This is a genomic window from Chitinophaga varians, assembly GCF_012641275.1.
Taxonomy (GTDB): Bacteria; Bacteroidota; Bacteroidia; order Chitinophagales; family Chitinophagaceae; genus Chitinophaga; species Chitinophaga varians_A.
Genome location: NZ_JABAIA010000001.1, coordinates 2,846,061 through 2,865,172, shown reverse-complemented (window position 1 = coordinate 2,865,172; position 19,112 = coordinate 2,846,061). Strand labels below are relative to the sequence as shown.

Sequence of the window (19,112 nt, the reverse complement as noted above, 5' to 3'; positions counted from 1 at the left end):
TACCAGTGAACAAACAGTCATAGAATGAACATCGAGAAAATACAGGAAACCATTTCCGCCAACAGGGAAAAAGTTATTTCCCATCCTTTATACGCTTCCCTCGAAACCCTCGACGATATCCGCCTCTTCATGGAATACCATGTGTATGCCGTGTGGGATTTTATGTCGTTGCTGAAAGGCCTGCAGCAGCAGCTTACCTGCGTCAACGTGCCCTGGGTACCCGTAGGTAATGCCGCTACCCGCTACCTTATCAATGAAATCGTTACCGGCGAAGAAAGCGACATTGACATGGACGGTAACCGTTGCAGCCATTTTGAGCTCTATGAAAGAGCAATGGAACAGGCAGGCGCTGACACAAGCAAAATAAAGGCCCTTATTGCCGCTATCGCCGCCGGCACGCCCATACACACCATCCTTGCAGCATCTTCGCTTCCTGAGGCTGTAAAAGGGTTTCTTGGCTTTACTTTCGATGTGATCGCTACCGGTAAGGCACATGTAATGGCAGCCGTCTTCACCTTTGGCCGTGAAGACCTCATCCCTGATATGTTCCATGCCCTGGTAAAAGACCTCGACCGTAAATTCCCCGGAAAACTGGGCACCTTCATCTATTACCTCGAAAGACATATCGAAGTAGACGGCGATCATCATAGTCAATTGGCCATGCAGATGGTACAGGAACTTTGTGGCAACGATTCCAAAAAATGGGAAGAAGCCGCTGAATACGCCGCCCAGTCACTGTTCTGGCGTACTCAATTATGGAGCGGCATCGTTCAGCAAAAAGTTTTTTAGAAATTTCTGAAGAAAAATTTTGCAATTATAAATTTTGTCTTACTTTTGCAATCCCTTCACGAGAGGGACACACAAAAAAAGACACGGTGCGGTAGCTCAGTCGGTAGAGCAAAGGACTGAAAATCCTTGTGTCGGCGGTTCGATCCCGCCCCACACCACAGAAACGGAATAATCGGTATTACACTGGTTATTCCGTTTTGCTTTTAAAGCCATGTGTTAACATCATCGATTTTAACACCAATCAAAAGTTTCTTTCTACAAGGCAAGTACCGGCAGCATGCCACCGGCTTAGTAATTCCATGTAATATTCCTTTTCACCAGTTTAATGGGATTTCCTACATACACCCCCTTTTCCTCTTCTAACTCACGGGAGAGAACAGAATTAGCTCCTATAACACAATTATCAGGAATATTCGCCCCTTTTAAAATCACGGACCGACACCCGATCCAAACCTTATCTCCAATAACAATAGGCATCGGTGAATTAAGGACTTTTCCTGACTCGTCCTCTATTAAATGGAAATCAGTATCCATCACCAGAATATCCCACGACAACAGGTTATTATTTCCAAACGTAACGTTTGTCGTGACAACAATAGATGTCTCTGCAGAAATTACAAAGTTATCACCCAGGGAAAGGACACCTCCTTTCCTTACAGAAATCTTTGAGCCATGGCCAATTACGGCTTTTCCCTTAAAAACAACCTCTCCGCTTACTTCCCAGATGCTTCTTGATTTTTTATGATCAAAAATCCCGACTCCCTCATATCCAATTTGCACCATAGCTGTCCTGACAGGACATTCAAACGATATTTTACCCTTAGCCGCCCTTAGGTAAACCCTTCGGGAAATCAAGATGGGAAGTCTGATTGCCTGGGAGAAAGGGAGATATTTAAAATTAAAATAGATGGTTTTAAGGTTCAGCCGAAAAAAAAAATTAATATATCTTTTCATGGAGCAAATTCAAGCTAATTTGTTAGCTCAATTAAAAAAATAAGATGATCATTAAATCCCTACGAATTGTACAGAAAACAGTAAAGTCGCCCCGAAGATAAAACTATGAGAACTAATATCTCTTAAAATTTATTCTGTAATGCTCATTTCCTTCAGCAACGAGTCTTCGTTCCTGAAAAATTATTGTCCATTTCCAGACCATTTGTCCTTAAACTCCCTATTGTAGAAAATTTAGTTTCCACAAACAAAGTGTAGCAAGCGCTGGCCGTTATCAGGCCAGGTATTTTACGGCTGTCCCTCCGGCAGCTTTTGCACCACATCAAATGAGTGCAGTATATCATACCCGAAAAATCCCCTGCTGTAGTCAATCACCACATATTCAGCCTGTATCACCTGTGGATAACGGGCGAAATCAAATACCAGCTCCTTGTCCACCCCCTGATGATGAATAATCACAGAAGGCTTTTCCATGGCTGTAATACGGCCGGTACTGTCTATCGCCAGATGCTTGCGTTTTACCGGCAGCACCAGTCCCTCGTCCACGCTGCTGGCCCCGTAGTAGTTGATCAGCAGAAACAGGAACGATACCATGCCGCCATAGGCCAACAGACTGTTGGACAGGGCATAAAAGAAGCCTCTGATGCCATATATCCGGTTATAGTGTTTTCGGACCACCACAAAGGCGATTAGTCCGGTTACCAATACAATCCCTATCGGGACCATCAGGGGTATAAAAGTATGGCGGTAAAGGAGATAGGCAAACACCATCAGTATAATCCCCGTTACTAACAGGAATATATATACGTTTTGGTAGAAGCTCTTGCCGGAAAAACGCTTTGTCATGCGAAATGATATTTCATGATGGATAGGAACCTGTAATTTACAACTCCCGGCGATTAAATGTTGCTCTCACTGCAAACCTGTTACAGTAGCGGTTTTTGGGGCTTTTATTGCGCATATCCAGTACGCAGCCCCCTCCTACCTTTGAATTGTTATCCCAAACGTCATTTTTTAACTCATTTATCTCTTTAGTTATGAATGAAGCCAACTTCTGGCAGCTGATAGAAACTGCCTGGTCCGTTTCTCCCGAACTCAATGCGGCCCGCCGGCTTGCTTTAAGGACCAACGATCCCTTTCTTCTCGAATCCCTTAGCTACGAACTGACCGATGTAATCGGCGAAAACCTTCGCCAGGTATTGCAAACACTGGACAAAGCATCCCTGGCGTCGTTCCTGCTCACTATGGAACAAAAACTCTATCATATTGACAGGCAGGAAGTTCAACAATACACCGACGGCTCAGACGACGGTTTTCTCTACTGCCGCTGTTTTATCGTAGGCATGGGCGAAGCCTATTACAACGGCATCGACAGTAATCCTGCACTGGCCGCCATGGACGTGGAAGCAGACAGTATCGGCTTTATCGGCTATGAAGTGTACCTCGAAAAGTTCAATGAGTCCTTTCCGCGTAACAGCATCTACTGTATAGAAAGCGGTTCCAACAGAAAAGGCTGGTAGCGGTCATTCCTCATATATGATCCGGATCATGTTGTTCCGCTTCATATCCGTGCTCAGGTCTACCCTGCGGCTGATCTTATCAAACAATATACGCAGCGCTGCGGTATTGGGCGGAATTCGCCCCAGGTTGTCTGCCATAAACTGCAATCTGTTTTCGCCGGGCTGCAGCGTGATTTTCAGCTCCTGGATCTGTTTCTTTACCGGGAAACCGCTCACGATCCATTTCTCATTGAGGCGAAGGGAAATACTGTCGCCGTCCTCTGTCTGGGCGTCCCACAGCTCCAGCGTGATTTCCCGTTGCTTTACCTTGATAGTGGTCACCCATTGGTCTTTCCGGCTGATGACGGTGCGGGTGAGCGCGGCCGTATCTCCGCCTGGCGGCATCGAAGCCACGGGCGGCGCAGATGGCGGCGTAACCGTTGCCGTAGCCGGCTTTTCCGGCACCGGCCGGCGGTATAACTGCGCCACCAGGAAGGTGGCATAAGCATTAGAACGGTCGCTGAAATCAAAGCTGTATTTTTTCCCATCGATGGCCACCCGCATGTCGCCGGTATTGGGCGGCAGGCGGCCGTAATTGTCCGCAAAGAAAGCCAGCAGGTTCATGCCGGTATCCAGCCGTAGCCGCTGCGATTGCGTCTGCTCGTTGATTTCCTGCGACCGGAGCAGCGTGCGGCCGTTATGCACCAGCGTTACCGTGTCCTTATCCAACTGGTCCTCATCCACGATCGTCAGTTGTCCGGTACTATCATCAACGTCTATACGATCATACAGGCCCAGATAAATGGAATCTCTTTCGGGGTATATTATTCTCTGCGCCTCCGCCCCTGTCCATGGCTGATTATCGATCTTTTTCATTTGAATGGGATTGCGGTACAGCATGTCACGCAGGGTGACTTTGGTGCTAACATAAATCTCGTCATCATCATAGAGGCCTTTCATGAAAATACCGAAGTCCTTTATCCACATGCGCTGGATGTCCATTACAGGTGGTTCGTTCCCTTTCCGGGAATAGTTGAAAGTACCGTTGAGGTACATCATCCAGATGCCCAGTTTGAACGGGGTTTCCCGGACGGGATATTTGCCCCTGCCGATGCCCAGTTGCTGCTCATTTTTCCGGACCAGCAACAGGTAATACGACCCGTGGAACTCTCCATAATCAAGCGATAACAATGCAGGGTACAGCATATGCTGCCTTGGCATGCCTATCTGCAATTGCATGGTCACCGCAGGGATATGCGGCCAGGGTTTGTAATCTACTTTCCAGGTGCCGGCCCACTGGTCATTTGATGTTACTGCCGGCATACGGTTACGTGTTACCGTAGTGCCGTTACTGTTAGACACGGCCCCGGAGCGCCCAGCGGAGTTGTTCCTATTGGGGGAAACACGCTGTGTAGGGGTGCCGGTCCGCCGACCGGTTTGCGCCGAAGCATACTGTACAGTCAGGCAAAAAAGGAATATAACAAGGCTCCTCATATATGGCTCATTCGTTAACAACAACTTAGTGCAACATACGCGATCTCTCTCGAATCATCCTCGTTTTTTTTTAATTTTCCGGGTGATATTTCCGTGGTTTTCGACACTACTCTTTAAACGAAGATTGTATGACCATGCATAACGATCCCATTTTTGAGTCTGTATACCGGGACACCCTTCCGAAAGTGGCGAGGATGGTGCACCGTATGGGGGGCGATCTGGACACCGCCAAAGACATATTTCATGATGCGGTGATCATCTGCCTGGAGAAAAAACAACAAAACGCTGTCAACATAGGCTCTGATCAGGCTTATATCCTGGGCATTGCCCGGATACTGTGCCTGCGCAGGCTGAAAGATGACCGTCAGTATGTGACTATTCATGCTCACGAAGACGATTACGGCATTCCTTCTGACTTCTATGATCCGCCGCCTGTCTCCCAACCGGTGATCAGTTTCCTCAAAAACGCCGGCAAAAGATGCCTGCAGCTGTTACAGGCGTTTTATTACGACAAGCTGCCCATGGCGGAGATAGCCCGTCACCTGCAATACAAAACACAGCACGTAGCCACGGTCCAGAAATACAAATGCCTCGAAAAAATCAGGGAACAGGTAAAACAAACACAACATGAGGAAGCAGCTTTGTGAAATCAGGGACATCGAACAATATCTTGAACACCAGCAGGATACCGCTGATCAACGTGTGTTCGAAGCCAGGGTGCTTACCTCTCCGGACCTGGCAGAAAAAATGAGTTATCAGCAGAAAATAGTACAACTCGTCCGCTGGCTCGCCCGCCGGAACAAGCGGCAGCAGCTGGATACACTGTATCATCAACTCATGACGGATGAAACCTACCGTCAGAAAATCACTTCCATCTTCCGATAAAATCACCTTACATATGGCTTTTCTGATTCCTACCGTCATTGACGGCGATGGCCGCAACGCCTTTGACATATACAGCCTGCTGCTCAAAGAGCGCATCATTTTCCTGGGCACCTCCATAGACGACCAGGTGGCCAACCTTATTGTGGCACAGCTGCTTTACCTGGACAGCATGGGGCACCAGCCCATCAGCATGTACATCAACAGTCCCGGTGGCGTTGTTTATTCCGGCCTGGCCATTTACGATACCATGAAAATGCTGAAATCGCCCGTGTCCACCATGTCAATGGGCTTCACCGGCAGCATGGCTACCGTCATCCTCACTGCCGGCGCCAAAGGGCAACGGTATGCCCTTCCACACGCCACTGTGCATATGCACCCTACCGGTGGCGGTGCCAAAGGCTATACAGAAGATGTACGCATAGCGTACCGGGAACAGGAACGCCTGCAAAGCCAGATCTTCTACCTCATCGCACAACATGCCGGCAGGCGCACGGAAGAGATAGAAGCCGCCTTTGAAAACGACCACTTCATGAACGCCGTGGAAGCGCAGTCGTTCGGCCTTATAGACCAGGTGCTGGGCAGCACGGAAGACCTGATCGCACTGGAACATTCACCGTTCCGGGTGGCGCTCATGCAACAGCAGCCCGGCGCCGGAAAAGCACTCACCGGTGGCCCCCGGCCAGCACTTCCCTGATCACCGTCACCACCTCCTCCGTTCGCTGCGAAAAGCGCAACGGAGAGCGGGTCACCAGCCGGTCGAAATAATGAATGCGCCCATGCCTGATCTTTGCCCGTAAACGCTCCACCTCTTCTTCCGGCACCATGCGCTTATCTTCCCAGCTCCCGGCCAGCACCAGGTAGTGTACCAGAAAACCAGAAGCTTCCAGGTACTGCACCACACTCCTGGCATCGTGCCTGCCTCCGTCCGGGATGAGGCTCAGCATCAGCATAAAAGCCGCGGAAGAAAAAGCATGCCGTCGCATGATCTGACTGATATGCGTACAGAAAACATCCGGCAGATAATCGTGATTACTTTTGTTGATCACCACAAACTTTGTACGCGGAAATACCGCCGGCGTAAAAGGGTCTTTTAGCGGAAAAAAATTCTTACGGGCAAAGATCTCCTGTATCACCTTGCGCTTTCCCGAGTTAGGATAACCAACAATAACAAATAGCGGTCGAGGGTTAAAAAACATGTTTCAAAAGAAAGCGTTTTTTCTCATTGAAATGTTAATCAGTTCTAAACGCTCAAAGAAAAATTTTACACCTGTCCGGCCAGCCACGCAATGAAGGACGCGCCAGGCAACAGTAACAGCTGCGCCAGCAAAGTGCCGGCCACACGGGCAATGACCATATACGTGATATACTGCCGGAAGTAGCTCACACTGACCTTGCCCAACACCACATCATCGGTCAGCACCGAAGAATGCGGATCTATAAAAAGCACCATCAATAAAGTGGCAACTCCATTGATAACGCCCGATAAATTACTGGCCGTGGTCCTGTAAGCGGGATTAATATAAGCGGCATATACGCAACAAAGCACACTGATCGTCATGATTGCTGTAGCGACCAGGTTAGCCAAAAATATTCTTTTGGGAAACCCTTTCGTGGGGTCTAATGCGGTAATGCTTTCTTTGGAAGGCATCTTCAGGTTTTCTTTGATAAACTGTCTACCTGAACCGGAAAAGCCAAGGTATAGCAACCGCGGCACAGAACGATGCACACTAAAATGCTCGACCGCTTTCGATAATACCCGCTGAAAAGATGGAATCAACACCGCGCCAATAACAGAACCAATAGTACACGATAAAATAATCAACCGGAAAACACCTTCATTGCCGGCAGCCTCCTGTTTTAACTGGTCTTCCACCGTCTTCGCCAGCAATGGCGCCTGAAAAGTATTGGCCGTACGGGACACCAGCACCAGGATGTTAAAAAGGGAAAAAGTAATGGCTATCCTCCCGGTCCTAACCCCTACAATCCTCACAGCCAAAGACAGGGTAACAATCAGGTTGATAACGGCTGTCAGTACCAGCACAATGATAATCTGCGGCGTCATAGGCATGCTTTTAAAATCTGTTCCCCAAGCTACGGATTATTCTCTTTGACCCAAACGCCCCTGGTGTATAAAACAATAGCTTTCCGGTAAATTACCATCAGCTTCTTTCCTCAATATTTGTATTTTGTACACTTATTCTCCGCGTTAAACAACAAAACATGAAAAGATTGCTCTGTATAAGCCTTTTGCTGCTTTCCCAGTACACATGGGCACAACGTCAGCAAATACGGCTTTCTACCCGGAACATCAGCCTGGTTTACAACATCAATGCCCAGGGGCGACTGGTACAGCAGTATTTTGGACGGGCCTTACAACCTGCCAATGCCGACACCGCTGCCAAAAGCGGACAGGAAGCCTATGTCACTGCCGGCATGGAAAGCCTCCTGGACCCCGCTGTACGGATCGTACACAACGATGGTAACCCTTCGCTGGAACTGAAATATGTTTCCTCCCGGTCTGACAAAAAAGACGATAACGTATCCTCAACAGCAATTACGCTTCAGGACCCCGTATATCCGGTAAGCGTTATCCTGCATTTCGAAACTTATTTTCAGGAAGACATTATCAAAGCCTGGACGGAAATCAAACACACCGAAAAACAGCCGGTGCAACTGACAGCTTACGCTTCCTCCATGCTGCATTTTAATGCTGCACGTTACTGGCTGACCCAGTTCCATGGCGACTGGGCCAAAGAAGCCACTATGGTCGAAGAAAAACTGACGAAAGGCAGCAAAATACTGGACAGCAAGCTGGGCGTACGCGCCAACATGTACCAGTCACCCATGTTCCTGCTCTCCCTCAACGGAGCTCCCGATGAAAACACCGGTGAAGTACTGGCAGGCACCCTGGCCTGGACAGGCAATTTCCGCTTCGGCTTTGAAGTGGACGAAAAAAATGCGCTGCATGTGAGCGCAGGTATCAATCCTTACGCCAGCGAATACACGCTGCAACCCAATGAAGTATTTACCACTCCTGCTTTCCTCTTCACCTGGTCGGACCATGGCAAAGGCCAAACCAGCCGTAACTTCCAGCATTGGGCAGTGAACTACGGCATCCTCGACGGACACACGCCCCGTTTGACGTTACTGAACAACTGGGAAGCTACCGGCATGCATTTCGACGAAACAAAGCTCACCAGCCTGTTTGGCGGCGCTGCCAAACTCGGCGTAGATCTTTTTCTGCTGGATGACGGATGGTTTGCCAATAAGTACCCCCGCGATGCAGACAACGCCGGTTTGGGTGACTGGGACACCAATAAAGACAAACTGCCACATGGTCTCGGCTATCTCGTGAAAGAGGCTGCCAAACAAGGCGTCAAATTCGGTATCTGGCTGGAACCGGAAATGGTAAACCCTAAAAGTGAATTGTATACCAAACATCCCGACTGGATAATGCGTCTTCCCAACCGCGCAGAAAACTACTACCGCAATCAAATGGTGTTAGACCTGATCAATCCAGCTGTTCAGGACTTCGTTTTTGATATTGTAGATAAGACGATGACCGACAATCCGGGAATCGCCTACATTAAATGGGACTGTAACCGAATGCTCACCAACACCTACTCTCCTTATCTGAAAGGAAAACAATCACATCTTTTTATTGACTATACCCGTAGCCTTTATAAAGTACTGGAAAGAGTGCGCGCTAAATATCCGCATCTGCCTATTATGCTGTGCTCCGGTGGCGGTGGCCGTACTGACTATGGTGCCATGAAATACTTCACTGAATTCTGGCCCAGCGATAATACTGATCCGCTCGACAGGATTTATATTCAATATGGCTACTCCCATTTCTTCCCTTCCAATACCATGGCTGCTCACATTACCAATATGGGAAAACAATCATTGAAGTTCCGTACAGATGTGGCTATGATGGGCAAGCTGGGATATGATATTAAAGTAGACGATTTTACACCGCAGGAATTACAGTTCAGCCACGATGCCGTTTCTACGTATAACCGTTTACGTGATATTGTGTGGTATGGCGACCTTTATCGGCTTGTTTCGCCTTATAACCAGCCTCGCGCGGTGTTTCAATATACCACTGCAGACAAACAAAAAGCAGTGGTGTTTCATTACCTCATGAATACGCGGCGGGTAGATGTTTTCCCGCTGGTGAAGTTACAGGGACTGGACCCGAAAAAGAACTACCGGGTGAGTGAAGTCAATCTGTTTCCCGGAACTAAATCAGCTTTCAGTAACCAGTTATATAGCGGAGATTTTCTGATGAACGTAGGGATTACGCTTACTCCCGGAAAAGTAAAACCACTCTCCAGCAATGTCCTGGAAGTAGTAGCAGAATAACAGCAAAACGGCCGGAAAGTTTCCGGCCGTTTTTTTATTTAAGTATTATCGGTAAGGTTGATCCTTCTTTTATCGTATAGTCTATACCGTTAGCTTTCACCAACAGTCTTCCCTTATCTTTTCTTTTTACTTCGAGATCGAATACTTTACCAAAGGCATGTATGTTCCGTAAAGCCATATGGTCCCAACCTTCCGGCAGACGCGGCGTACAGTCGAAACTATTGAAACCTGTTGGCCTCATACCAAACATTCCTTCCGTAAAAATGCGGCAATACAGACCGCTTTCAGCAGACAGGTGCCGTTGGTTCCCCTCCGGGTAAGCCTCCACGGGATAAGGCACATGTTCACCCAGTAAACGGCGGCGTGAGTAATATTCCAGTTTGTCCATCGCTTTGGCTGTTTCTCCTGCGGCAAATACGCCGCGCAATGCGTACAGCGTGGAGCGGTCCCAGAAAGTACGGTCGCCCGATTGGGACGCCAGTCCATCTTCCGTCCACAACCTGGGGGAAAACAGGGCCGCAATGGTCCCTTCTTTCCTGTCGAACAGGCCCGTCGTCAGCGGCGTAGCGATCCATGCTCTCAGTACTTTATTTTCCTCGTAGTAACGGTAGGTATCAAAACCTTCTACTGTGGCGCCAAAGAACCGGTCAATATTTTTCCTGAGCGCGTCCGCCCTCTGCGCATAGTCACGGGCCGGAACATGTAATTGTCTGGCCAGCAATACCGCCGAACGCAGTGCATCGTAATACAACGCGCTGGTATTAAGATTTGCTTTCCCAGCAGGGAAACGGCCCTCCAGCTCATCGCTGTCCGAATGCACTACTCCGTTTTCATTGACTTGCCGGCGCAGGTATTCCAGGCTCCATTCTATAAGGGGCCATAATACCCGGGCAGAATCGGCATTACCGGCAGCAAGAGCGTAACGGCTGGCGCCGTAGGCGATCATCGCCATATCACCGCGGTCTTTGGCCCCATGCCAGATACCGTCGCCTTCCGCCACGATGGAGCTGGGAATGGGCTTATAATCCTCATTCATATACCTCGCAAACCAGCGATAGGCATTCATAGCGGAATTAAGTGCTATACTGTCGCCCAGGAAGCCAAAGAAAGGGTTTACATATTCTGCCTGGTCATTGGCCCATATAGCGGCATAATAGCGTAATCCGCCCGGGCCATGGAGGTAGCCTCCTTTGGTGAGATAAATACTCTCTGTTGCCCTGATTTTCGCAAAAGCAAAAGCCGTGTTTAGCAGGGTGTCCGGTGTTTCAAGCCGTAATAGGGACAAAATACCGGACACGCGGGCATTACGGCCTGCCAGCTCCGCATCAGCGTTGATCTGTGGCTGGGCTTCGTTACCACGGCTGGCGCTGTACCCGATCACAAAACGAACGGAATCACCGGCACCTACCTCCTGCCTTCCCGCCCCGGCTGTTCGTACTGCAAAATGAAGCGGTCCGTTAGTTGTACGGCTTTCAGCAGGGCTCCGTTCCAGCTGCATAGACTCCATCTCAATAAATACCGGCTGCTGCCCGTGATTGATGAATACCAACTGCTCCAGTGCCAGCGGCAGGATGTCTGACGGGAAAAAGGTCCGCCTGAGTTCTACCTGTCCATCATTTCCCAGTACACTGTTGATGGTGGTAACACCCATATGACGAATGCTGCGTACCTTCTCCGGCAACGCTTTCACCGGACCACCGTTGTAAACGTCCTGTTTCCACAACTTGTTATTGATAAAAAAGCGGGGCAGCATATCGTCTTTGATGCTATACATCATTGCTGTCTCTGTCTTGTTGGGCGACAGGCGATATGTGGGAAATACGATAGTGCGGGTAATGGTACTGGCGCCGCTGCTGTCTACTCCGTATTGCAGCCAGAGCGCCACCTTTTTACCGGCCATTTCGATATGATCGCCATGTGGAAGGTTCCCGGAGACGTTCCAGAGAATGCTGCCGTCCGGCGCTATCTGCCAGCGGTCTGACGTTTGGGCGTAACCTCCGTACGGGCACAGTAGTGCCACGGCCAGCAGCCCTTTGAGTATCGTTTTCATGATGTCGTGGATATCTGAAAAACAAATTAAGTAACCGGCGGGGTAATTCATAGCGGAGCATCCATTCCGGACAGTATTCGGTCAACATCGGATAAAATAATATAAATAGCGGTTTTGTATCTTCATGCTATAAACCTGTTTAACTTTTTAACAGGCATGGCGTTTAATATTTAAACCTTTCAAGAGATTGCATTCGCTCATTAGCTATCTTACCGGATCTGACTGGCACCTGTATGTTAAAATAAGCAGCACAGTGCTGGTGATATTGTCGTTTATCGGTGTGGTATTTACCATCCTGCTGGAAAACAGGAACCCAGTGAAAGCAATGGCTTATATCCTGCTGCTGGTATTTATTCCCCTCGTTGGCCTCATCGTTTATTACTACCTCGGGCGGGACCTGCGCAAAAAAAGGCGGTTTACGCTGAAAGGCAGCAAGGACGAGGTGTTGTTTGCCAAATACTGGCAATCACAACGATCGGAAATAGAGCATATGCAGCTGGAATTGCGGCATGCTGTAGGCACCAAACAGGAACTGTCGGCCATGTTACTGAATACACGTCAATCTATTCTCACCAAAAACAACCGGGTAAAACTGCTGATCAACGGAGAAGAAAAATTCCCGGAAGTAATGGCGGCGCTACGGGCAGCAAAACACCATATCCACATTGAATACTACATGGTGGCTGCAGACGATGTGGGCAACGAAGTAACACAGATCCTGGTGGAAAAGCTCAACCAGGGCGTACAGGTGCGTTTCGTTTATGATGACATGGGCAGCGACAGGATCAAAAATATTCCTACCATACTCAAAGACAACGGCGCCAGCGTATACGCTTTCTCACCCGTGCTGGTAGGCCTGTATAGAAACGCCAACTACCGCAATCACCGGAAAATCATTGTGATAGATGGTACTGTGGGATTTGTGGGAGGTATCAACTTAGACGATCGTTATATCAACAACGGTAAACATGATCTCTTTTGGCGCGATACCCACCTTAAAATTGAAGGCGATGCCGTAAATCTGCTACAGCTGCAGTTTCTGATGAGTTACCGCTATTGCAGCAAAGAAGTATTTCCTTTTGAGGCGCCTTTCTTTGGACGCTCCTCCACGCTTACCGGTACCTGCTTTACTGATATCGTGGCCAGCGGGCCCGATTCTGACTGGCCTATGACCATGAGCTCTATCCTGATGGCTATTAATGTCGCCAAACGAAGGATCAGGATCACCAATCCATATTTTGTACCCACTGAAGAACTGCTGACAGCCTTGCAGATAGCCGCTTTGGCAGGGAAAGACGTACAGCTGATGCTGCCACTGAAAGGGGATTCGTTTATTGTGCAGCACGCGGCGTTATCATATATGAAGCCCCTGCTGGCTGCAGGTGTGAAGGTATTTTTTTACACACGGGGCTTTATTCACGCCAAAACCATGGTAATCGACGACAACCTGGCCTGGGTGAGCTCTGTCAACTTTGACAATCGTAGTTTCTTTCTGAATTGCGAAATCGGTGTATTGGTGTATGACAAGGAAGTGGCCGGCAAACTGGACCGCGCCTTTGACGAAGATCTGCTGTATGCCTTGCCTGTACAGGAAACCCGCTGGAATAAAAGAAATATATTCAAGCGGTTTATGGATTCGGTATGCAGGTTGCTGACACCTTTACTCTAGCTGCTTAGTATTTATCGTCCTCATCCTCTTCTTCGAGGAATTCACCATTGTCTTCTTCCAGGTCACGATGCCGGTCTCCGCCGAGGCTGTACAGGTTGTTTTCTTCATCCTCTTCACCAATGGCTTCTTCATCGTCATCCAGTTCGGACCCTGGCACATCAAGATCCTCGCCGGTTTTGTCCTTGCGCCACGTTTCCTCCTGTTCATCGCTGCGTTTCGGGCTTTTTTGCTTTTCCTCAGGCAGCTCACTGTTATGCCGGAACGAACGTGTCAGATCATCTATGTTCAGGTCCACCTCATTGTCCCGGTTTTCCCTGTTCATGATATCTTCGCTGGCAGGATATTGCGGATATCCCGGAAATTCCTGGTCTTCCTCTCCTGTTTTTTTCTTCTTTTTGTCGTCATGTTTGTTTGCCATAAAGAGATTTTTTGGTACGATGACACGCAGAAAATGACGTGCCATCTGCTATAACAACAAATGGAAGAAACTGATTGTTTTGAGCTGCTATTACGGACAGGAGCGGATTTTCCGATATCAGGGCTTCTTACGGGTGAAGGTCAGATGAATGGTCATTCCGGCGGAATATAATTTCACCTGTCCATATCCCACCCCATTCAGCGGAATTTTGACATAGGGCTGTACCCCCAGCAGCAGGCCACGGCTAACGGGGCGTTGGTAAAGAATACCGGCATTTATAATGGAGAGGTAATGCTGGTTTTCGTTCTTTATGGTTGTTTCCTTAGATGGTCCGTACTCATACAGGTACTCGTATTTTTCCCTGAGCATAAAATAGTTGGAAAAACCGAGTGTAGCGCTGATTTTGTTTCTTTTTACCGACAGGAAAGTGTAATTCATATTAATCGGTATGTCCAATACGTCACAGTCGGCATTTATCTTTTCCAGTGTGCCCCAGGGGGTATTTACATTTCCTGAGCGATAGTCGTTCGGCGTGGCGCCGTATATTTTTTTGCTGTATACCGCTCCTGTGTTAACAAAGAGATTTTTGTTGAAATAATAATGTACCAGTACGCCCGCATTGAAACCGACATTGCCGTATTTAAAAGATGGTGCCACGGTCAGATCGGGACCGAGGACAAGACCGATGTACCAGTTTTTGGTCTTTCTTTTTACTAACGTCTTTGTACTGTCTTTGTAAGCCACTGACACGGTTTTATAATCATCTTTACCGTCAGTGGAATCTATTTTCGTATAGTAATTACCGTTATCAACATTTATTTTCGTATATCCGTTATAGTTACTATCTTTTTTTTCGCCTGCCAGCTCTGATGGCGCTATCGTCAGGGATGTTGTGGAGGTATTTGTATCCTGTGACGGAGGTAGTGACTGATATTCCCGGAAATCCGCTGTGGTATTGGTTTTAGTAACGCCTGTCGTTTTCGGCATTCCTTTTTTCTGTTGATCGAAAGGGAGCTGTGTTATTGCCGGCGCCGGCAGTTGATTTACAGGTGAATGATTATTATCTTCTTTCTTTTCCGGGAGATGACCGGCATTTTTTTCAGACAGTTTTTTTCCAGGAATATTTTTTTCCGGTTGATGATCTGCCTGGGCGATGGGTTGCGTTTGCCCGGGCCTGTCTGTATCCTGCATAAACCACCATACGCCCAATACCAGCAACAACGCAGCAGCAGCGGCCCACCACCAGATAAACACAGGCCTGCGGTCCCTGTCTCCATCCAGCAGCGATTCCATTTTTTCCCAGGCTTGTGGGTCAAACGGATGGTCAGCTTCATTCAGCTTGTTACGGATACTATTTTCAAAATCGTCACTCATTTTTATGCACAGCAAAGTTAATGGTGGTATTGACAGTTGTGCCTTTACCAGCGGCGGTAATAATTTTTTCCTGTAGTATTTTTTTTGCTTTAAAAAGATTGGATTTAGAAGTGCCTTGGGAAATCCCCAATAGCAAAGCAATTTCATGATGCTGATAACCTTCCATAACATAGAGATTAAATACGGTCCGATAGGCGGGCGACAGGGATTGCACATGCATCAGCAGCTCATCATAAGACAGTTTTTCCACTATGTTATCCTCTTTTCCAAGCTCATGGTAATGTTCTGCCTGGTCGGTAAACACCAGCTTTTTTTTGCTGCGTAGAAAATCGATAGCGGTGTTAACCATAATTTTACTCAGCCACGCTTTAAAGGGACGGCTGCTGTCAAAGGTGGAAATACGCTGAAAAATTTTGAGAAAACCATCATTCATAATTTCAATCGCTTCTTCCCGGTTGGGAGCATAACGCATACAAATACTCAAAGCGTACCCAAAAAATTTACGGTACAGCAATTCCTGGCTGCCGCGATTTTTCTCACAGCAGCCTGATATGATTGTATGAATTTGGTTCAGGTCTTCCACAAATGATCGTTACCTGTTCTTTAGCTAAAAAAACCACATGTTGGTCGTTCCATCATTTTTTAAGAGAGTGCTCACAAAAAATTACCGGTTGACGTTCTATGCATACGAAGCCGACAGAAAAATGGTTGCCTTAAGCCTAAAAAAAACCGGACCTTGTTTTTTAGTCATTTTTAGGCCCATTTTCAGCCCACCTTCTTTTTTGAGTACATTCTATCAACTCCTAAGCGTTTTGCGAAATTTACCCCATTTCTGAAGGTCGATTTTTCAGGTTTTTACTCTAAAATTTCATTTTTTAACTAAAAACAGCCCAAAAATGATTCTGGGATATTAGAAGCGTTTTTGAAATTTACTGTCTTTGACAAAAGATATTTTTTGCGCGAATTATTTTTTTGCGGTTTTTCCAGTCTGAAGTTTTTTCAATAAAGTCAAAGTTCAATTTTCCGTTTCTCCCTGTTTCAATCTTTCACGAAGAAAAATAGTGATTCTTTTGAAAAAAGAAAGGGAGTATCAGTTGGATACTCCCTTTGATATTTTAATAAATCTCTATGGTAATTATCTTCCCATATAAACCATCAGGATTTGTACATCGCTTGGATTAACGCCGCTAATCCGGCTGGCTTGTCCCAATGTATGTGGACGGATTTTAGTGAATTTCTGTTTTGCTTCCGTGGAGAGAGACACCAGTTTACTGTAATCAAAATTCTCCGGAATGATCAGATCTTCGAGCTGGCTCATTTTTTTCACCAGTTCATTTTCCTTCTCAATGTATACATCGTATTTGATCTGGATTTCTGCCTGTTCCAGTACTTCTCTTCCAAAGCCGGCCAATGCCTGTTCAATTTTTGGAACGGATGTTTTCATAGAGAAAATATCCAGGTTCGGACGGAGCAATATCTGGTGTGCCCGTTGTTTTTGTGTGAGGGCGGCAGATGATTTTGATTCCAGCAAAGCGCCGATTTCTTCCGGTTCGATAGAAAGTTCTTTCAGAATGTTTTTAACCTGTTCCACCTGCTCCTTTTTCTGTTGCACTTTAGCCATCCTGTCTTCCTTCGCGAGGCCCAGTTTAAAGCTTCTTTCTGTCAGTCGCAGGTCGGCATTGTCCTGGCGGAGCAGGGTCCGGAACTCGGCCCGGGAGGTAAACATACGGTAAGGTTCTTCCGTTCCTTTGTTGATCAGATCGTCAATCAGTACCCCTATATAAGCTTCACTTCTTTTCAGGATAAAAGGATCTTGCTCAGTGGCTTTCAGGTGTGCGTTGATGCCGGCCATCAGTCCCTGGCAGGCAGCTTCCTCGTATCCGGTGGTGCCGTTGATCTGACCTGCGAAGAAAAGATTCTGCACCTGTTTGGTTTCCAGAGAAAACTGTAATTGTGTAGGCGGGAAGAAGTCATATTCAATGGCGTATCCCGGGCGGAACATCCGGCAATTTTCGAAGCCGGGCACCAGGCGAAGCGCTTTCATTTGCACATCTTCCGGCAGGGAGGTAGAGAAACCGTTCACATATATTTCCACGGTGTCCCAGCCTTCCGGTTCAACGAACAGCTGGTGTCTTTCCCTTTCCGCGAAGCGGTTGATTTTATCTTCGATGCTCGGGCAATAGCGGGGACCGGTACCCTGGATGCGTCCCTGGAACATGGGGGACCTGTCGAATCCGGTACGCAGCATTTCATGTACCGCATCGCTGGTATAAGTAATCCAGCAACTTCTTTGTTTTGCCGGTTGTATTTTTTCTATATCCAGATAAGAGAAGCCCACGATTTCTTCATCGCCCAGTTGTTCTTCCATTTTGGAATAGTCCAGGCTTCTGCCATCGATACGTGGAGGAGTACCTGTTTTCAGGCGATCGCTTTCAAAGCCAAGTGATATAAGTTGTTCGGTAATACCGGTCGCTGCTTTTTCGGCAACGCGGCCACCGCCAAACTGCTTATCTCCGATATGGATAACGCCGTTGAGGAAAGTACCGTTTGTGAGCACTACCGCCTTGGCTTTGATCTCATGCCCCAGTCCGGTTACCACACCATAGCAGCGACCATCTTTCACAAGCAGGCCTTTTACCATGTCCTGGTAGAAGTCCACATTCGGTGTTTTTTCCAGTGCTTCACGCCATTTTGCCGCGAAAAGCATGCGGTCGCTCTGTGCCCGGGGGCTCCACATGGCCGGTCCTTTAGAGCGGTTCAGCATTCTGAACTGGATCATGGACTGGTCTGTTACAATCCCGGAGTATCCTCCGAGCGCATCTATTTCTCTTACAATCTGTCCTTTGGCAATTCCCCCCATAGCAGGGTTGCAACTCATCTGTGCGATGGTTTGCATGTTCATGGTCACCAGTAAAACTTTGGAGCCCATATTGGCAGCAGCAGCGGCAGCTTCACACCCCGCATGGCCAGCGCCTACCACAATGATATCGTATGATGGAAACATAATAAATTTAAGAAAGTGCAAAATTACGGAGAAGAAGGCACATTGCAGAGATAAACTCGAATGTTCCACGTGGAACATTCGAGTGATTACGCTTCACTGACAAACCTCGGGGCAAATCCTTTTTTAGGAATTTGCGAGTATAGTTCTCTGGTATCCTGATATTGAAAGGGATTACTACCCGGGGTGTTTTAATTGGCATTCCCCTCTTTATTCAACTGATAGAAGAAGAGCTGACCAACTTAATAAAACACGATACCTGGTAGTTGAGGCCGGAAAACAACCAATGAAAAGAGAACGTTCTGAGACGGTGCTGAAAGCATTGGAAAAGACCAGATTCCTTCAGGATCATTTTATGGACCTTATGGAAAATTGAATGTACTCCTTAAGTACCCTGTTCAAAATAAAACAGGCCAACAAGAAGCTGTGTCTCCAATGTTGCTGAAATTTGGGGATAAAGGAGTGAATGAAAATAACCTAAAGTTCCCCGGCGGAAACGAACATACCATGAATTTTTCTCCCAAAAAGGTTTCAGTAATCCCCGGTGTTCGATGATGGAAATCTGGTATCCGACGGAGGAAAATACGGAAAAAGTACCCACAAGTAGCTTTATGATA

The 19,112-nt window shown here is 47.5% G+C and carries 17 protein-coding genes and 1 tRNA gene; 8 read left to right on the top strand and 10 right to left on the bottom strand.

All coding sequences use genetic code 11. From position 1 onward, the window contains the following. The first annotated feature begins 24 nt into the window (after nt 1-24). Nucleotides 25-789: a DUF3050 domain-containing protein gene (locus HGH92_RS11675; RefSeq protein ID WP_168870887.1), complete on the top strand. Its 765-nt coding sequence runs from the start codon at nt 25-27 to the stop codon at nt 787-789. 85 nt (nt 790-874) lie between these two features. Next, nucleotides 875-947, top strand: a tRNA-Phe gene (locus HGH92_RS11670). Nucleotides 948-1,077: 130 nt separating this feature from the next. Here the strand turns inward: HGH92_RS11670 and HGH92_RS11665 are convergent. Both HGH92_RS11665 and HGH92_RS11660 read right to left on the bottom strand, forming a co-directional pair. Next, a complete protein-coding gene (locus HGH92_RS11665) occupies nt 1,078-1,743 on the bottom strand; it encodes an acyltransferase (RefSeq protein WP_168870886.1) in 666 nt (221 codons plus the stop codon). A 285-nt stretch (nt 1,744-2,028) separates the two neighbouring features. Further along, a complete protein-coding gene (locus tag HGH92_RS11660) occupies nt 2,029-2,586 on the bottom strand; it encodes a hypothetical protein (protein WP_168870885.1) in 558 nt (185 codons plus the stop codon). Nucleotides 2,587-2,777: 191 nt separating this feature from the next. On the opposite strand from HGH92_RS11660, the gene HGH92_RS11655 reads away from it, so the two are divergent. Next, nucleotides 2,778-3,260, top strand: a complete 483-nt coding sequence (locus tag HGH92_RS11655; protein ID WP_168870884.1) for a DUF4240 domain-containing protein — start codon at nt 2,778-2,780, stop codon at nt 3,258-3,260. 3 nt (nt 3,261-3,263) lie between these two features. On the opposite strand, the gene HGH92_RS11650 is transcribed toward HGH92_RS11655, so the two are convergent. Next, nucleotides 3,264-4,562 (bottom strand): hypothetical protein, encoded by a 1,299-nt coding sequence (locus HGH92_RS11650; protein WP_168870883.1) that lies wholly within the window; start codon nt 4,560-4,562, stop codon nt 3,264-3,266. A gap of 299 nt (nt 4,563-4,861) precedes the next feature. Between HGH92_RS11650 and HGH92_RS11645 the strand changes: the two genes are divergently transcribed. Genes HGH92_RS11645 through HGH92_RS11635 form a run of 3 tightly spaced genes read left to right on the top strand, consistent with a single transcriptional unit; the run spans nt 4,862 to nt 6,312 of the window. Beyond that, nucleotides 4,862-5,380 carry an RNA polymerase sigma factor gene (locus HGH92_RS11645; RefSeq protein WP_168870882.1) on the top strand — a complete coding sequence of 173 codons (519 nt, stop codon included), beginning with the start codon at nt 4,862-4,864 and terminating at the stop codon, nt 5,378-5,380. Continuing rightward, nucleotides 5,361-5,618: a hypothetical protein gene (locus HGH92_RS11640; RefSeq protein ID WP_168870881.1), complete on the top strand. Its 258-nt coding sequence runs from the start codon at nt 5,361-5,363 to the stop codon at nt 5,616-5,618. Before HGH92_RS11645 ends, HGH92_RS11640 begins: the two co-directional genes overlap by 20 nt. A gap of 13 nt (nt 5,619-5,631) precedes the next feature. Then, on the top strand, nt 5,632-6,312 hold the full coding sequence (locus HGH92_RS11635; protein WP_247654871.1) for a ClpP family protease: 681 nt from the start codon (nt 5,632-5,634) through the stop codon (nt 6,310-6,312). On the opposite strand, the gene HGH92_RS11630 is transcribed toward HGH92_RS11635, so the two are convergent. Next, nucleotides 6,281-6,751: a hypothetical protein gene (locus HGH92_RS11630; protein WP_168870879.1), complete on the bottom strand. Its 471-nt coding sequence runs from the start codon at nt 6,749-6,751 to the stop codon at nt 6,281-6,283. The genes HGH92_RS11635 and HGH92_RS11630 overlap by 32 nt on opposite strands. A 128-nt stretch (nt 6,752-6,879) precedes the next feature. After that, nucleotides 6,880-7,680: a lipid II flippase Amj family protein gene (locus tag HGH92_RS11625; protein ID WP_168870878.1), complete on the bottom strand. Its 801-nt coding sequence runs from the start codon at nt 7,678-7,680 to the stop codon at nt 6,880-6,882. Nucleotides 7,681-7,838: 158 nt separating this feature from the next. Here HGH92_RS11625 and HGH92_RS11620 point away from each other — a divergent pair, with 158 nt between their 5' ends. After that, complete coding sequence (locus tag HGH92_RS11620) at nt 7,839-9,983, top strand: alpha-galactosidase (protein ID WP_168870877.1); 2,145 nt, start codon at nt 7,839-7,841, stop codon at nt 9,981-9,983. A gap of 34 nt (nt 9,984-10,017) precedes the next feature. On the opposite strand, the gene HGH92_RS11615 is transcribed toward HGH92_RS11620, so the two are convergent. Next, entirely contained in the window at nt 10,018-12,033 is a 2,016-nt protein-coding gene (locus tag HGH92_RS11615) for a hypothetical protein (RefSeq protein WP_211092578.1), read from the bottom strand. A gap of 187 nt (nt 12,034-12,220) precedes the next feature. On the opposite strand from HGH92_RS11615, the gene cls reads away from it, so the two are divergent. Then, nucleotides 12,221-13,702, top strand: a complete 1,482-nt coding sequence (gene cls, locus HGH92_RS11610) for a cardiolipin synthase (protein WP_168870875.1) — start codon at nt 12,221-12,223, stop codon at nt 13,700-13,702. Between the two features lie 4 nt (nt 13,703-13,706). Here the strand turns inward: cls and HGH92_RS11605 are convergent, their stop codons facing one another. The 4 genes from HGH92_RS11605 to mnmG all read right to left on the bottom strand — a co-directional run bounded on the left by HGH92_RS11605 (nt 13,707) and on the right by mnmG (nt 18,498). Then, nucleotides 13,707-14,120, bottom strand: a complete 414-nt coding sequence (locus HGH92_RS11605; protein ID WP_168870874.1) for a hypothetical protein — start codon at nt 14,118-14,120, stop codon at nt 13,707-13,709. A 117-nt stretch (nt 14,121-14,237) separates the two neighbouring features. After that, nucleotides 14,238-15,494: an outer membrane beta-barrel protein gene (locus HGH92_RS11600; RefSeq protein ID WP_168870873.1), complete on the bottom strand. Its 1,257-nt coding sequence runs from the start codon at nt 15,492-15,494 to the stop codon at nt 14,238-14,240. Beyond that, nucleotides 15,487-16,077: an RNA polymerase sigma factor gene (locus HGH92_RS11595; RefSeq protein WP_211092577.1), complete on the bottom strand. Its 591-nt coding sequence runs from the start codon at nt 16,075-16,077 to the stop codon at nt 15,487-15,489. Before HGH92_RS11595 ends, HGH92_RS11600 begins: the two co-directional genes overlap by 8 nt. 552 nt (nt 16,078-16,629) lie before the next feature. Beyond that, nucleotides 16,630-18,498, bottom strand: coding sequence for a tRNA uridine-5-carboxymethylaminomethyl(34) synthesis enzyme MnmG (gene mnmG / locus HGH92_RS11590; RefSeq protein ID WP_168870872.1), 1,869 nt, complete (start codon nt 18,496-18,498; stop codon nt 16,630-16,632). Nucleotides 18,499-19,112: the final 614 nt, after the last annotated feature.

Excerpts from the sequence above, each read along its gene's own strand:
- mnmG (WP_168870872.1), bottom strand. The coding sequence starts at position 18,498 with ATGTTTCCATCATACGATATCATTGTGGTAGGCGCTGGCCATGCGGGG.
- HGH92_RS11665 (WP_168870886.1), bottom strand. The coding sequence starts at position 1,743 with ATGAAAAGATATATTAATTTTTTTTTTCGGCTGAACCTTAAAACCATC.
- HGH92_RS11650 (WP_168870883.1), bottom strand. The coding sequence starts at position 4,562 with ATGCCGGCAGTAACATCAAATGACCAGTGGGCCGGCACCTGGAAAGTA.
- HGH92_RS11605 (WP_168870874.1), bottom strand. The coding sequence starts at position 14,120 with ATGGCAAACAAACATGACGACAAAAAGAAGAAAAAAACAGGAGAGGAA.
- HGH92_RS11635 (WP_247654871.1), top strand. The coding sequence starts at position 5,632 with ATGGCTTTTCTGATTCCTACCGTCATTGACGGCGATGGCCGCAACGCC.
- HGH92_RS11615 (WP_211092578.1), bottom strand. The coding sequence starts at position 12,033 with ATGAAAACGATACTCAAAGGGCTGCTGGCCGTGGCACTACTGTGCCCG.
- HGH92_RS11660 (WP_168870885.1), bottom strand. The coding sequence starts at position 2,586 with ATGACAAAGCGTTTTTCCGGCAAGAGCTTCTACCAAAACGTATATATA.
- HGH92_RS11655 (WP_168870884.1), top strand. The coding sequence starts at position 2,778 with ATGAATGAAGCCAACTTCTGGCAGCTGATAGAAACTGCCTGGTCCGTT.
- HGH92_RS11640 (WP_168870881.1), top strand. The coding sequence starts at position 5,361 with ATGAGGAAGCAGCTTTGTGAAATCAGGGACATCGAACAATATCTTGAA.
- HGH92_RS11620 (WP_168870877.1), top strand. The coding sequence starts at position 7,839 with ATGAAAAGATTGCTCTGTATAAGCCTTTTGCTGCTTTCCCAGTACACA.
- HGH92_RS11645 (WP_168870882.1), top strand. The coding sequence starts at position 4,862 with ATGACCATGCATAACGATCCCATTTTTGAGTCTGTATACCGGGACACC.
- HGH92_RS11600 (WP_168870873.1), bottom strand. The coding sequence starts at position 15,494 with ATGAGTGACGATTTTGAAAATAGTATCCGTAACAAGCTGAATGAAGCT.
- HGH92_RS11625 (WP_168870878.1), bottom strand. The coding sequence starts at position 7,680 with ATGACGCCGCAGATTATCATTGTGCTGGTACTGACAGCCGTTATCAAC.
- HGH92_RS11675 (WP_168870887.1), top strand. The coding sequence starts at position 25 with ATGAACATCGAGAAAATACAGGAAACCATTTCCGCCAACAGGGAAAAA.